Genomic DNA, 14,491 nt, shown 5'->3' with positions numbered 1-14,491 from the left:
GTGCCCACGCTCATTTAATGCAGATTTGACATGATGGAACGTAAACACATTTATATCGCTTACACAGGCGGCACGATCGGTATGCAAAAATCCGATCATGGGTATGTCCCTGTGTCAGGTTTTCTTCAACAACAATTGGAGAAAATGCCCGAATTCCATCGTCCAGAAATGCCGCTTTTTACTATTCATGAGTACGAACCACTCATTGATTCATCGGATATGACGCCAACGGATTGGCAACGGATTGCGGACGATATTGGCGAGAATTATCATCAGTACGATGGCTTTGTGATCTTACATGGTACCGACACCATGGCTTACACCGCGTCAGCCCTGTCGTTCATGCTTGAAAACCTAGAAAAGCCAGTGATCGTGACCGGCTCGCAAATTCCGATCGCAGAGTTACGCTCAGACGGGCAAGCCAATCTATTAAATGCACTTCATATTGCGGCCAATTATCCGGTCAATGAAGTGACCTTGTTTTTCAATAACCAGTTATTACGTGGCAATCGCAGTACCAAGTCCCATGCCGATGGCTTTAATGCCTTTACCTCGCCCAACCTACCCGCGCTGCTTGAAGCCGGCATTCATATCGAGGTAAAAGCAGATAAGCTTAACCAGCCATCCGTCGGCCCGTTTAAAGTGCATACCATCAATGATCAACCGGTTGCGGTGATCATGATGTACCCCGGCATCTCTCCCGATGTGGTGAAAAACGCACTCAAGCAGCCGGTCAATGCCATGATTTTGTTAACCTTTGGGGTGGGCAATGCGCCCCAGCAGCCCGAACTTCTGGACTTGCTCAAACAAGCCACCGATCGTGGCGTCTTGGTGCTTAACTTGACCCAGTGTTTGGCGGGACGCGTGAATATGGGCGGTTATGCCACAGGCTGTGCATTGGCTGACGCTGGCGTATTGAGCGGCTACGACATGACGCCAGAAGCGGCGTTGGCTAAGCTTCATTTCCTGCTTAGTCAGTCCTTGCCGTTTGAGACCCTACGTACCTTTGTACAAAAAGATCTCCGCGGTGAACTCAGCTATTACTGATGCGTTGCTATCCAAGCAAATCACTCAGTGTGTGACGCCGGCAAGGTTGCCGGCGTTTTTATTTGCTAACGTATAGACAGAGCCAATCATTTTATATTGGTTGCCACTCAAAGGAGCGCAAAATGAGGGTATTACATGGTGACTCATTGTCGCCGCATACAAGGAAGATCGCACTCGCATTGAGATTGAAACATCTCACCTATCAACTCGCGCCTACCTCGCCCTTTGAGGCGCATGAACGTGTCATTCATCACCCACCGATGCAAACGGTGGTCGCGCTCGCCGAAGCATCACATACCATTTACCAAGACACAGTGATTACGGCCTACCTAGATGATGCCTATCCTGATCCGCTGCTTTATCCCGGTAACCCCACCCATCGCGCCGAGATTCGCTGGATTGAATGGTTTTGTCGCTATCAGCTTGATCCCTTAATCACAGATACCTTGTTTTATCAGCGGGTAGTACGCGGGCATATTTTAGACAAAACGGTGGATCACCAAGCGGTGAACCAAGCCCTGCAAACATTACCCGCATGCTGCCAATATTTAGGTGAGCAGGTAAAGGCAATGCCCACCCAGACAGTGACGATGGCGAGTATCAGTGTGTGGAGTCTGTTTCGTTGCGCAAAAATGGCAGGATTGGTGCTGGACGACCGATTCGCCGCACTGAGTGATTACCTCTTAGCCCTCGACCAACACCCTTTGTTCGATGCCTATGCGCAGGAAGAAAATCATCAATTAACGCCGTTTTTCGCCAGCCCGATTAGCCTAGCGACAATCTAGGTATCAGCATGCTAATGGCCGATTCAATGATAGATGCGGCCATCGCCGTGATCGCTGATCGCTAGTGCTTTGTGTGACTGTCCTGAGTCGTAACCTCAATTCGAGCTTCGTCTGGACGAGCGAATTCACGCTTCAGTTCCGCTTTCGATTTCCACGTCACATTGCCCCCTTTCGCGACGGTCATGTGTTGGGGCTGGCTGTTGTGACGTGATTGATACAACATAACGGCTTGCAAGGCCTGGTCACGTTGCGCTTGGTTTAAGCTGGTACCGTCTGGCCATTTGCCCGTCTCCACGGCATAGCACAACCGATCATATACTTCAGGCGTCATTGCCTTTAACACTTGTTCAATATCCATGATTACCTCTTGGCGATCCTCATTAGACTATTATGCCTGAACTTGGTGGGTGGACGGCATGCTTGGTTCAGTGCGCTTTATCACGCTTTAGACCATCAACTACACTCAAAGATCACGTATACTCATCGCAACTGACTCAGGATACGATAAACCATGGATTTACGATTACTCACGCGTTGTTTTTACCCATTGGGTCTGATTGCGAGTTTACTGCTACTCGCCGGCTGTGAAGGTGAACCGACCACGAATCAAGTCTGCGAAACCCACCCAGAGCTATGTGCAGGACTGAACACCGGTGATGGGCAATGCCGATTTGAGCGCTCTGATTTGATTTTCGATCGCTTATCTGTCTATCAAAACCCCACCGATATGAACAAGCTGGCCGAGCTTAAACAAACCAAAGTCTACCTGCGCTGCATGGAACTGGTGGCAGAAATTGAGCCCACCACCTTAAAACAGCGCAAAACTAAGCGTACCGAGGCGGTATATCATGCTTACGACGCCATTGAGCGACTAGAGAACGAACTGAAAGAATCTTACCAACCGCCCGTGATTTACTATCGCTGGTCTCAAGGCGATAACAGTGCGTTACCACAGTTTTTAAAGCTAGAGGGAACACGCCACCTCGAAACGCCACAATTGCAGCTCGGACTTGCCACCTATTATGTGTCACGCAACAAAGCGAAAACGGTAGAGATCCTACTCCATGCATTGTCGCTTTATGACGGTGAGAATGACACGGTTCGCAAAGAGGTGATCCCAGAAGCAATTAAGTCACTGGCGACCACTAATCATGCGCTAAAACGCTTTGAACATGCTTACTTGTGGGCAAAAGTGGGGGAAAGTTACAATCTTCCGATTGCGCGCGGTGATCGCCTCGCTCGGCTCTATCCATTGACAGAGCAGCAGCAAAAATCGCTACAACGTCTGGCGTTCGAGATCGCCGCCGCCATCGAAGACGGTGAGTTCGAAGCAACCTTGCTACAAGCAATCGACAAAGAGACTCAAGCATCCTCGTAGACAGCTAGCCTCACCACTTCCGTGCAGCCCTTGTACCCGCATGCTGCACGGATGAGGCCGCCTTTGTTCCCGACTATCGCTTGTCATACCAGTTTAACTTTCACGATCGCGGTTCTACTTCTACGCTAACAATTACCAGCAGTCGCTCCGTGTCTGCAGCCGATGCGTTAATCGCTCGCGGTTAAAGCGCATACAGACATGGCCGCAAGGGCGTCAAATGTTTAGGCGATGTAAAAAAAATCCGTACTTTTTTTTGACTTTAAACAATTTTGGCTGCGATTACCCTTGCATGGCGGGGTCCTATTCTGTAATTTTACTACCAGTTTCATCTCACTAGAAATTAAGTTGTGGAGCAACATAATGACTATCAAAGTAGGTATTAACGGTTTTGGCCGTATCGGCCGTTTCGTATTCCGTGCATCTGTCGAGCGTAACGACATCGACGTAGTAGCAATCAACGATCTTATCGACGTTGAGTACATGGCTTACATGCTGAAGTACGATTCAACCCACGGTCGCTTCAACGGCACAGTTGAAGTAGAAGGTGGTAACCTTATCGTTAACGGTAAAACCGTACGCGTCACTGCAGAGCGCAACCCAGCAGACCTTAAGTGGGATGAAGTGGGTGTTGACGTTGTTGCTGAAGCAACCGGTATCTTCCTAACTGACGAAACCGCGCGTCAACACATCCAAGCGGGTGCGAAGAAAGTGGTTCTAACCGGCCCATCTAAAGATGCGACGCCAATGTTCGTTATGGGTGTTAACCACAACGACTACGCGGGTCAAGACATCGTTTCTAACGCTTCTTGCACCACCAACTGCCTAGCACCTGTCGCGAAAGTACTGAACGACAAGTTCGGTATCATATCTGGCCTGATGACCACCGTTCACGCCACTACTGCGACGCAAAAAACCGTTGATGGTCCGTCTGCGAAAGACTGGCGCGGCGGCCGTGGTGCTTCTCAGAACATCATCCCATCTTCAACCGGTGCTGCAAAAGCGGTTGGTAAAGTATTGCCAGTACTAGACGGCAAACTGACTGGTATGGCGTTCCGCGTACCAACTGCCAACGTGTCTGTTGTTGACCTGACTGTAAACCTTGACAAAGCAGCGTCTTACGACCAAATCTGTGCGGCGATGAAAGAAGCGTCTGAAGGTGAGCTGAAAGGTGTTCTAGGTTACACCGAAGATGCCGTAGTTTCTCAAGACTTCATCGGCGAAGTACAAACATCAGTATTTGATGCCAAAGCAGGTATCGCACTGACCGACAACTTCGTGAAAGTGGTTTCTTGGTACGACAACGAAATCGGCTACTCAAACAAAGTATTGGATCTGGTTGCACACATCGCTAAGTAATGCGCATGTAACCCTATCCAACGTAAAGGCGGCCATTGGCCGCCTTTTGTTTATCAGGCCCCATGACTCGGGACCGCGCTTTCTGTGAACGTGTCTTCGATAACTGATTAAGGAACACTTACCCAAGAGGATCAGGCTATGACTTCTCCCACTCTGCATGTTGAGCGTCAACTTTCTGCATCTGTCGATCTGTGCTATCGCCAGTCCGTTCCGATTCTTCGTGTTACTCACCCTGCGTGTTCAGCCACTATTAGCCTATTCGGCGGACACCTCATCACGTTTGCTCCTGCAGGTGAAAAGTCACTGACTTGGATGAGTGATAACGCTATCTATGATGCCAACACCCCCTTACGAGGTGGTGTACCCATTTGCTGGCCATGGTTTGGTCACACCGGGCAACCTTCTCATGGCTTTGCTCGTCGTCAAATGTGGCAGTTAGCGAACATTGAAGAAACAGCGAAAGGCGTCACCATTCAACTGCAGTTATCCGACTCAGACGCTTCGCGAGCACTATGGCCACATTGTTTTCAGGCGACAGTGACCTTTACGCTCACTCATCACGCCGACATCGCCCTAACCGTGACCAATACAGACCAACACCCTTGGACCATGGGTGGCGCCTTGCACAGCTACCTTGCGGTAGAAGACAGCGAGCAAGCCAACGTGGAAGGGCTCGGTTGTCAGTATCTTGATAACTTTGCGGCAGGCAACGCCGTGCCAGCGACGGGGAAAGTGACCTTCGAGGAGCCAGTTGATAGGATTTATACGGGGGCTAACGACACCCTCACCTTAACCGATCCAGTGGGAAACCGCCGTCTCAAGGTCAACAACCAAGGGGCAACCAGCGCCGTCGTCTGGAATCCAGGCCAAGCGGCGTCCATTCAGATGGCGGATATGGACGATAACGGATACCTTAAATTTGTCTGTGTTGAAGCGGCGATTGAGCAGCCCACACAAGTTGTCCATCCAGGACAAAGCTACACGTTAGCAACCCGGTTAATGGATGAGCGCTACTCAAGCTAAGCGCGCGTCACAGGCCGCTTTACACCCAAGCGGCCTGTTTAAATGGGTAAAACTACATAAAAATGTAGTTTACCCCCAAGTAACCCGACGCGGCGGTAGATTGATCCACCATTGGGCTATCGGCAATATCATCATCCAAATTGGTGTAGCGCACACCACCCATTAGCTGAATACGCTCGGTCAGCATAAAATAACCACTGGCACCAATAAAATAATGGCCAGCCGAACCCGGCTCATAAGCAGATAACCCCGACCGTGCCGCTTCGTCTTCGCTGATCCCATACAAGTGCTGATTGAGCTCATGGCTGTTATAGGAGTAACCCACTTCCGGTGATACGCCCCAACGAGCGTGGTTAAAGCCATATTTCCAGCTTACTTCGCCATACACCCCGTCTCTGTCATGCGTGACGCCTTCCCCAGCCAGCACCTGGAAACGACCTATCGGCGAGTGGTACTGATAAGCTAACGCCGCCACAATCGACGTATCACGTTTGTCGAGCTGGCTCAGTTGCGGATCATCGGTATCGGCGGGGTCAAAACGGCGTGGATCATAGGTCGCTGATAAAACAAGATTGTGTGTTGAATCTTTCGGGGCTAGCCTTGCACCTGCCGTCAGCCCGCGAAAATAAAAATGGTCGGTATCAACATTGACCGTGGGGACCACAAGCGGGTCGGTATCCGTGTCTTTATAGACCTGAGGTGAAAATGCGCCTATCACACCAGCAGAAACACGCGTCTCCGCGTAAGCACTGCCGGTGGCTAGCATAAAGGCGCAAGCGACCCAAGCCGTTTCTCTCGCTATGTTCATCATCTATTCCCTTCTTGTTTGACGGCTGGCAACCGTCAGCCTAATCGCCCTAACGGGTAAAACTATCACCGTTAGCATACCTCACTCGCTTGAACGCCAGCTGTCAATATATTGACAAGACAAGTGTACGGATACGGCAACAAAAATTATCGAAAAAACAAACAATTCTTTCACGCAAAATCGGCAAATCAGGTCTAACCTTATTAAAAGGAAAGGGACCATTCAGCCAATTTTGCACCTTTTCTTTTTGAGTTATTAGACGATTTAGGGGGCAGGACCATGACTATTTTCGATCACTATCGTCAGCGTTACGAAGAAGCGAAAGACGAGGAAATGAGCCTTCAGGAATTCTTGGATCTTTGCCGAGAGGATCGCGGCGCGTATGCCAACGCGGCAGAGCGTTTGCTGATGGCAATTGGCGAACCTGAAAAGATTGATACCTCGCTTGATCCTCGACTCAGCCGTATTTTTTCCAACCGAGTGATTTCCCGCTATAAAACCTTTGAAGACTTTTATGGCATGGAAGACTCGATTGAGCAAATCGTCTCTTACCTCAAGCACGCCGCCCAAGGGTTGGAAGAGCGTAAACAAATTCTCTATTTACTGGGCCCGGTCGGGGGCGGTAAGTCGTCCTTGGCTGAAAAACTGAAAAGCTTGATGCAGCAAATGCCTATCTACGTGCTGACGGCGAACGGCGAACGTAGTCCAGTGAACGATCACCCATTTTGTCTGTTTGATGCCGAAGAAGACGGCCATCTACTCGAGAAAGAGTACGATATTCCCCATCGTTATATTCGCCATATTATGTCACCTTGGGCGGCGAAGCGGTTGAAAGAGTTTGGTGGGGACATTAGCCAGTTTAAAGTGGTGAAACTGCGCCCATCGATTCTCAACCAAGTCGGGGTGGCCAAAACAGAACCTGGGGATGAAAACAACCAAGATATTTCTTCACTGGTGGGTAAAGTTGATATCCGTCAGCTTGAACACTATTCACAAGACGATCCTGATGCCTACTCCTACTCTGGTGCGCTGTGTCGCGCCAACCAAGGGATGATGGAGTTCGTCGAAATGTTCAAGGCGCCTATAAAGGTGCTCCACCCGTTATTGACCGCCACCCAAGAAGGCAACTATAACGGGACAGAAGGCCTATCGGCTCTGCCATTTGATGGCATCATTCTCGCACACTCAAACGAGTCCGAGTGGCAATCATTCCGCAACAACAAAAACAACGAAGCCTTCCTCGACCGTGTCTATATCGTCAAAGTGCCCTATTGCTTGCGCGTGTCAGACGAAATTCGAATCTACAATAAGCTGCTGTCTTCCAGTGAGCTACGCCATGCACCTTGCTCACCCAGCACACTGGATATATTGGCACGCTTCTCTGTGCTTTCACGGCTAAAAGATCCTGAAAACTCTAGCATTTATTCAAAAATGCGCGTGTATGATGGCGAAACCTTGAAAGATACGGATCCCAAAGCCAAGTCCTATCAGGAGTATCGCGATTTTGCTGGGGTCGATGAAGGGATGGACGGGCTCTCGACACGCTTTGCGTTCAAGATCTTGTCGCGAGTCTTTAACTTTGACCACGCAGAAGTCGCCGCAAACCCCGTACATCTTTTTTATGTGCTGGAACAGCAAATTGAACGTGAGCAGTTTCCGCAAGAGATCGCTGAACGCTATCTTGAGCACCTCAAAGGCTACTTGATCCCCAAATATATCGAGTTTATCGGCAAAGAAATTCAAACCGCGTATCTCGAGTCCTACTCAGAGTACGGGCAAAATATTTTTGACCGCTATGTCACCTATGCTGATTTCTGGATTCAAGACCAAGAGTTTCGCGATCCAGACACAGGTCAATTGTTTGACCGCTCGGCGCTCAATGCGGAACTGGAAAAAATCGAGAAGCCCGCTGGTATCAGTAATCCAAAAGATTTCCGCAACGAAATCGTCAACTTTGTCCTCCGTGCACGCGCCAATAATGAGGGTAAAAATCCGGCATGGACCAGCTATGAGAAGTTGAAAACCGTCATTGAGAAGAAGATGTTCTCCAATACCGAAGATTTGCTTCCAGTGATTTCCTTCAATACCAAAACGTCGAGCGAAGAGCAGAAGAAACACGACGACTTTGTCGCTCGTATGATGGAAAAAGGCTATACCCGCAAGCAAGTTCGCTTGCTCGCAGAGTGGTATTTGCGCGTGCGTAAATCATCGTAGCCCTCGGGCTGACGCAGATGACGGGAGAGAGATATGGCGCATTTTATTGATCGTCGTCTCAATGGCAAAAATAAAAGCACTGTCAATCGACAACGCTTTTTACGCCGACACAAGCGGCAAATTAAAGAGTCCATTGCTGACGCCGTCAACAACCGCTCGATCACGGATGTTGAAAGTGGAGAGGATATTTCTATCCCTTCTCGTGACATTCGTGAACCGACTTTCCACCAAGGCAAAGGGGGACAGCGTGATGCTGTCCACCCTGGTAATGATCAGTTTAGCCCAGGGGATCGTATCGCTCGTCCCCCTGGTGGCGAAGGGGGCGGTGCCGGAGAAGGACAAGCCAGCCCTGATGGCGAAGGTCAAGATGAGTTCGTCTTTCAAATATCAAAAGACGAATATTTGGATCTCTTGTTCGAGGATCTTGAGCTTCCGAACCTGAAGAAAAACCAAATGAATAAAATGGTGGAGTACAAAACGCATCGCGCGGGGTACACCTCAAATGGGGTGCCCTCGAATATTGCCATTGTACGTTCACTACAAAACTCACTGGCACGACGCACGGCGATGTCAGCCGGCAAACGCCGAGAGCTGGCAGAGCTTGAAGAGGCGCTTGAGCGCGTGCGCGAGGCCGAGCCTGCACAACCGCTTGAAGTGAAACGACTCGAAGAAGAAATCACGGCATTGAAGCGTAAAATCGCCGCGGTTCCGTTCATCGATACCTTTGACTTACGGTATAAAAACTACGAAAAGCGGCCACAGCCAAGTAGCCAAGCCGTGATGTTTTGCTTAATGGATGTGTCCGGCTCGATGGATCAAGCGACCAAAGATATCGCGAAACGGTTTTATATCCTGCTTTATCTTTTCCTTACACGCACCTATAAAAACGTGGAGGTGGTCTTTATTCGCCACCACACGCAGGCGAAAGAAGTCGATGAGCACGAGTTTTTTTACTCACAGGAGACCGGCGGCACCATTGTATCCAGTGCCCTACGTCTGATGGATGAAATCATCAAAGATAGGTATGACCCGACAGAATGGAACATCTATGCGGCACAAGCCTCGGATGGCGATAATTGGGCCGATGACTCACCCGGTTGCCGAGAACTACTGCAAAACACTCTGTTGCCGGTCAGCCGTTATTACGCCTATATCGAAATCACCCGCCGCGCGCATCAAACACTGTGGCGTGAATATGAGGCGTTGGCGCAAAGCCATGACAACTTTGCAATGCAAAACATTCGCTCAGCGGAGGAAATTTTCCCCGTGTTCCGCGAATTGTTTAAGCGTCAGGTCGAAGCCTGACGCCATACCGGCATAGACGTATTTTATCAGGGAGACATGGTATGGCTGTCACCAAAGGTAAACGTAACACTCCACTTCATGATGGACCCGATTGGACCTTTGACCTGCTCGAGCAGTATCACAAGGAAATCAAACGCGTCGCTGAACACTACAAGCTGGATACTTATCCAAACCAAATCGAAATCATTGCCGCTGAGCAAATGATGGATGCTTACTCAAGCGTCGGGATGCCCATCAATTACAATCATTGGTCGTTTGGTAAAAAATTTATCGAGACCGAACGCAACTACAAACACGGGTACATGGGGCTCGCGTACGAGATAGTGATTAACTCCAATCCGTGTATTTCTTATTTGATGGAAGAAAACACCATCACCATGCAAGCGCTGGTGATGGCACACGCCTGTTATGGCCATAATTCCTTTTTCAAAGGCAATTACCTGTTTCAAACTTGGACAGACGCAGGCTCCATTATTGATTACCTGCTGTTTGCAAAAAATTACATCAGTGAATGTGAAGAAAAGTACGGCCTGGCAGAAGTAGAAAACCTGATCGATTCCTGCCATGCCCTGATGAACTATGGGGTCGATCGCTATAAGCGACCACAAAAGATCTCTCTTGCCGAAGAAAAAGCACGCCAAAAAGCCCGAGAAGACTACCTGCAAACGCAAGTCAATGAACTCTGGCGTACCATCCCGAGTGGCCAAAAAGAGCAAGAAGAAGAAAAACGCCGTTTTCCTGCCGAGCCACAAGAGAACCTGTTGTATTTTTTTGAAAAGCACTCTCCACTGCTTGAGCCATGGCAGCGAGAAATCGTGCGGATAGTGCGCAAGGTCAGCCAGTATTTTTACCCGCAAAAGCAAACTCAGGTGATGAACGAAGGCTGGGCGACATTTTGGCACTACACCATCCTGAATCACCTTTATGATGAGGGGCTGGTGACTGATAGCTTTATTATGGAGTTTTTACATAGCCACACCAATGTGGTGGCACAACCGCCTTACAACAGTCAGTTCTATTCCGGCATTAACCCCTACGCACTCGGGTTTGCCATGTTCCAAGATATTCGTCGCATTTGCGAAAATCCCACTGAGGAGGATAAGTACTGGTTTCCTGATATCGCCGGGAAAGACTGGCTCGACACCGTTCATTTTGCGATGGCCAACTTTAAAGATGAAAGTTTCATCAGTCAGTTTCTCTCGCCTAAAGTAATGCGGGATATGAAGTTTTTTGCCGTCAATGACGATGACCGGCAAAGCTACATTGAAGTGACCAGTATTCATAATGAACAAGGTTATCGCCAATTACGTGAAGATCTCTCCGCGCAGTACAATCTCAGTAATCGCGAACCGAATATTCAAGTCTTCGATGTCGATTTACGTGGCAACCGTTCACTCACGCTTCGCTATGTCCCTCATAACCGGATCCCACTCGCGAAGTCTTATGAAGAGGTGCTCAAGCACGTCCATCGGCTGTGGGGGTTTGAAGTGATCCTCGAAGAGGAAACCAATGAAGGACGCGGAAAAATACTGAGTAGCTGCCCCAAGCGGCCGCAGTTTGATCCTGACATTTTGATGGGCAGCCACTAACCTTGTCGAGCCATCCATAAAAAAAGCCGCCATGGTCATCAGCATGGCGGCTTTTCTTGATACACATGGTTTCACTCATTGGATCGCGTTAGGCTTCTTCTTCAGCCATATGTGCCGCAATTGTTTCACGGTTACTAAACCACAAGCCACCGCACTCACGTCCGTATTGTTTGACTCGATCGCCAATCATTGGGTGCTGATTATTGGCTATCATATCACGTAAGTCATTGTAAAAGCTCAATGCATTTTCACAGGCGCGGCGATCCATAAAGTAATATCCGCCCACACGCGAATAAATCTGACGCATGCCATTAATGGTTAACACATACACCTTGTTGCCAGAAAAATGCGCCATCCCTTGGAACAAACGATAGTCAAAGTGATTAAACGCGCGACCCATACAAATGCGCTCGCACAAGGCGGGATCTTGCTTACCGTATTTGTCCTGGATCTTTTTAACGTCTTTTAAGACTTCACCTTGTTCATCGATAAGTCCCAAGAACTGCTCAAAGCTTTCGCACTCAAGCACTTGCTCACAACGTTTAATCACATGGTCAATAAGGTTTAAGCAGTCATCAGCTCGGTTTTTCGCTGCATAACGCATGTACACGCCACTGATGTCGGTGCGTGCCGCGAGTAAGTCCTCAAGCACACCATGCACATCTTGCCCTTCTAGGGTGACTAGCGTATCAAGAATGCTCAGTCCTGACGTACGCATATAATCATTTACGCGTGTGGGTTTGCCATGTTGAATGGTTAACCAGCCATCACGCGCCAGGCGCTGCAACACTTCACGTAAGGTGGTGCGAGTGACCCCAATCAGTTCAGACAGTTCACGCTCTGCAGGTAAAATGGAGCCTTTAGGAAAGTGATTATTCCAAATACTTTCAATTATATATTTTTCAGCAAATGTTGCTGGGCTATCCGCCTTTATAACCATTGAATCTAAATTCCAATTTGCTTCTTGCTCTGATTAATAACTCATCATACCACCAGACGCCATCAGCAGAAACCGCTGAGTGAGATCACCGGATATCGCGTGACATCTGCTATCCTTTTGTACCAGATCAATGAAAAACTGGGCATAAATCGCAAAACTAACCCATACAAGATGTAACAAAATATGTCTTAGGCAAACTAGCGCACACTTATTCGTGACAAGGCTATCCATCCACGCATTGTGAACCATGCGTCTCGATAACCCTTCGTCACTGATATCTGTCACCCTCTTACTGTGCCCATGCAGCCGTTCGCCGATGGCGCGTTTGTGTTGGTGCACGTTACTCGCCCATCCGCGCGCTAGGTAGGCATAGATAACAATGAGACTTTCACTATGGCGAAGACCATGACACTCAGAACTGCGTTTCTTAAGAATTTTCTCGGCAAAGCACCCGATTGGTACAAACTAGCCATTGTTGGCTTTTTGATCCTTAACCCAATTGTTTTCGCGATCGACCCTTTTATCGCTGGCTGGCTACTGGTGGTCGAGTTTATTTTCACCCTCGCGATGGCTCTGAAATGCTACCCGCTGCAACCCGGTGGCTTATTAGCGATTGAAGCGGTCGCCATCGGCATGACCAGTCCCGCACAAATCAAACATGAATTAGTGGCCAACGTTGAGGTTCTACTACTCCTCGTCTTTATGGTGGCCGGGATCTATTTTATGAAACAGCTACTGCTGTTTATTTTCACCAAAATCCTATTGGGCATCCGATCGAAAATCGCCTTATCATTGGCCTTTTGTGGCGCGGCGGCGGCGCTCTCTGCCTTTTTGGATGCCTTAACCGTGATTGCCGTGGTGATCAGTGTTGCCGTCGGTTTTTACGCCATTTACCACCGCGTGGCGTCCGGAAAAGAGTTCGGCGCTAACCATGATCATACCTCGGATGAAAGCTTAAGCGACGAGCTTAGTCGCAACGATTTGGAAAACTATCGAGCGTTTTTGCGCAGCCTACTAATGCATGCTGGCGTGGGTACCGCACTAGGCGGGGTAATGACCATGGTCGGCGAGCCGCAAAACCTGATCATTGCCGACCAAGCTGGTTGGCATTTTGGTGAGTTTATTTTACGTATGGCACCGGTCACGCTGCCGGTTTTCTTTGCCGGCTTGCTGACATGTGCGCTGGTCGAGAAGTTTGGCTTGTTTGGCTATGGCGCACATCTGCCGCAAAATGTATTAAAAATATTGGTGGAGTACGATAACGCACAGCGAGCAAAACGCACGCCTCAAGACATCGCCAAGTTGGTGGTGCAAGCGCTGATTGCGGTGTGGCTAATCACCGCATTGGCTTTACATTTGGCCGCGGTCGGTTTAATTGGCCTAAGTATCATTATCCTTGCCACCGCGTTTACGGGCGTTGTTGATGAACACCATATCGGCAAAGCCTTTGAGGAAGCGCTACCGTTTACTGCGCTATTGGCGGTCTTTTTCTCTGTGGTGGCAGTGATCATCGACCAACACCTGTTTGCACCTGTCATCGACATGGTGTTGTCGCTGGAAGGTCACCTGCAACTGACCATGTTTTATATCGCCAATGGCCTGCTTTCCATGGTGTCAGACAACGTGTTTGTCGGCACCGTGTATATCAACGAGGTGAAAACCGCCCTGCTCAATGGCGTGATTGGCCGCGAGCAATTCGATATGTTGGCGGTTGCGATTAACACGGGCACCAACTTACCCTCGGTCGCCACGCCCAATGGCCAAGCGGCTTTCTTATTCTTACTGACTTCCACACTCGCGCCGCTGCTGCGCCTTTCTTACGGGCGCATGGTATATATGGCGTTGCCTTATACCATTGTCATGGGGGTACTGGGGGTGATTGGCATTGAGTTTTTCTTGGTGCCCGCTACCGAGTGGATGCTACACCAAGGTTGGATTTCCGAAACCATCCACATGGGCCAGCAAGCCATACCGAGCGCTCACTAACGCACTTCTATCATTGACCTTCGTCTCAACAAACGATTGAATAGCAAGGCTCTCAATATA

The 14,491-nt window shown here is 49.2% G+C and carries 12 protein-coding genes; 9 read left to right on the top strand and 3 right to left on the bottom strand.

Annotation, left to right across the window (positions count from 1 at the left end):
• The first annotated feature begins 33 nt into the window (after positions 1 to 33).
• Positions 34 to 1,047: an asparaginase gene (ansA, locus tag EHW56_RS11335; RefSeq protein WP_152795813.1), complete on the top strand. Its 1,014-nt coding sequence runs from the start codon at positions 34 to 36 to the stop codon at positions 1,045 to 1,047.
• A 122-nt stretch (positions 1,048 to 1,169) separates the two neighbouring features.
• A complete protein-coding gene (locus EHW56_RS11330) occupies positions 1,170 to 1,832 on the top strand; it encodes a glutathione S-transferase family protein (protein WP_152795682.1) in 663 nt (220 codons plus the stop codon).
• Between the two features lie 61 nt (positions 1,833 to 1,893).
• Here the strand turns inward: EHW56_RS11330 and EHW56_RS11325 are convergent, their stop codons facing one another.
• Positions 1,894 to 2,190, bottom strand: coding sequence for a YeaC family protein (locus EHW56_RS11325; protein WP_046075290.1), 297 nt, complete (start codon positions 2,188 to 2,190; stop codon positions 1,894 to 1,896).
• A gap of 153 nt (positions 2,191 to 2,343) precedes the next feature.
• Here EHW56_RS11325 and EHW56_RS11320 point away from each other — a divergent pair, with 153 nt between their 5' ends.
• The 3 genes from EHW56_RS11320 (at position 2,344) to EHW56_RS11310 (ending at position 5,589) form a co-directional block, all read left to right on the top strand.
• A complete protein-coding gene (locus tag EHW56_RS11320) occupies positions 2,344 to 3,210 on the top strand; it encodes a DUF2989 domain-containing protein (protein WP_152795680.1) in 867 nt (288 codons plus the stop codon).
• Between the two features lie 360 nt (positions 3,211 to 3,570).
• Positions 3,571 to 4,566, top strand: a complete 996-nt coding sequence (gap, locus tag EHW56_RS11315; RefSeq protein WP_152799668.1) for a type I glyceraldehyde-3-phosphate dehydrogenase — start codon at positions 3,571 to 3,573, stop codon at positions 4,564 to 4,566.
• A 138-nt stretch (positions 4,567 to 4,704) separates the two neighbouring features.
• Entirely contained in the window at positions 4,705 to 5,589 is an 885-nt protein-coding gene (locus tag EHW56_RS11310; protein ID WP_152795678.1) for a D-hexose-6-phosphate mutarotase, read from the top strand.
• Positions 5,590 to 5,641: 52 nt separating this feature from the next.
• Here EHW56_RS11310 and EHW56_RS11305 read toward each other — a convergent pair whose 3' ends face one another.
• A complete protein-coding gene (locus EHW56_RS11305; RefSeq protein ID WP_046075286.1) occupies positions 5,642 to 6,400 on the bottom strand; it encodes a MipA/OmpV family protein in 759 nt (252 codons plus the stop codon).
• Between the two features lie 276 nt (positions 6,401 to 6,676).
• Here EHW56_RS11305 and EHW56_RS11300 point away from each other — a divergent pair, with 276 nt between their 5' ends.
• Genes EHW56_RS11300 through EHW56_RS11290 form a run of 3 tightly spaced genes read left to right on the top strand, consistent with a single transcriptional unit; the run spans position 6,677 to position 11,505 of the window.
• Positions 6,677 to 8,611 (top strand): PrkA family serine protein kinase, encoded by a 1,935-nt coding sequence (locus EHW56_RS11300; RefSeq protein WP_046075285.1) that lies wholly within the window; start codon positions 6,677 to 6,679, stop codon positions 8,609 to 8,611.
• Positions 8,612 to 8,644: 33 nt separating this feature from the next.
• Positions 8,645 to 9,916, top strand: a complete 1,272-nt coding sequence (locus tag EHW56_RS11295) for a YeaH/YhbH family protein (RefSeq protein WP_152795676.1) — start codon at positions 8,645 to 8,647, stop codon at positions 9,914 to 9,916.
• A 41-nt stretch (positions 9,917 to 9,957) separates the two neighbouring features.
• Positions 9,958 to 11,505: a SpoVR family protein gene (locus EHW56_RS11290; RefSeq protein WP_152795674.1), complete on the top strand. Its 1,548-nt coding sequence runs from the start codon at positions 9,958 to 9,960 to the stop codon at positions 11,503 to 11,505.
• Positions 11,506 to 11,593: 88 nt separating this feature from the next.
• On the opposite strand, the gene fadR is transcribed toward EHW56_RS11290, so the two are convergent.
• The gene (fadR, locus tag EHW56_RS11285) at positions 11,594 to 12,445 is read right to left on the bottom strand and encodes a fatty acid metabolism transcriptional regulator FadR (protein ID WP_046075282.1); all 852 of its coding nucleotides are present in this window, start codon (positions 12,443 to 12,445) and stop codon (positions 11,594 to 11,596) included.
• A 405-nt stretch (positions 12,446 to 12,850) separates the two neighbouring features.
• Between fadR and nhaB the strand changes: the two genes are divergently transcribed.
• On the top strand, positions 12,851 to 14,431 hold the full coding sequence (nhaB, locus tag EHW56_RS11280) for a Na(+)/H(+) antiporter NhaB (protein WP_152795672.1): 1,581 nt from the start codon (positions 12,851 to 12,853) through the stop codon (positions 14,429 to 14,431).
• Positions 14,432 to 14,491 lie beyond the last annotated feature (60 nt).

It is taken from the genome of Salinivibrio sp. VGrn1 (genome assembly GCF_009377995.1).
Taxonomy (GTDB): domain Bacteria; phylum Pseudomonadota; class Gammaproteobacteria; order Enterobacterales; family Vibrionaceae; genus Salinivibrio; species Salinivibrio siamensis.
Note: the sequence above shows the minus strand (reverse complement) of the source record. Positions and strands in the feature narration are given on the sequence as shown.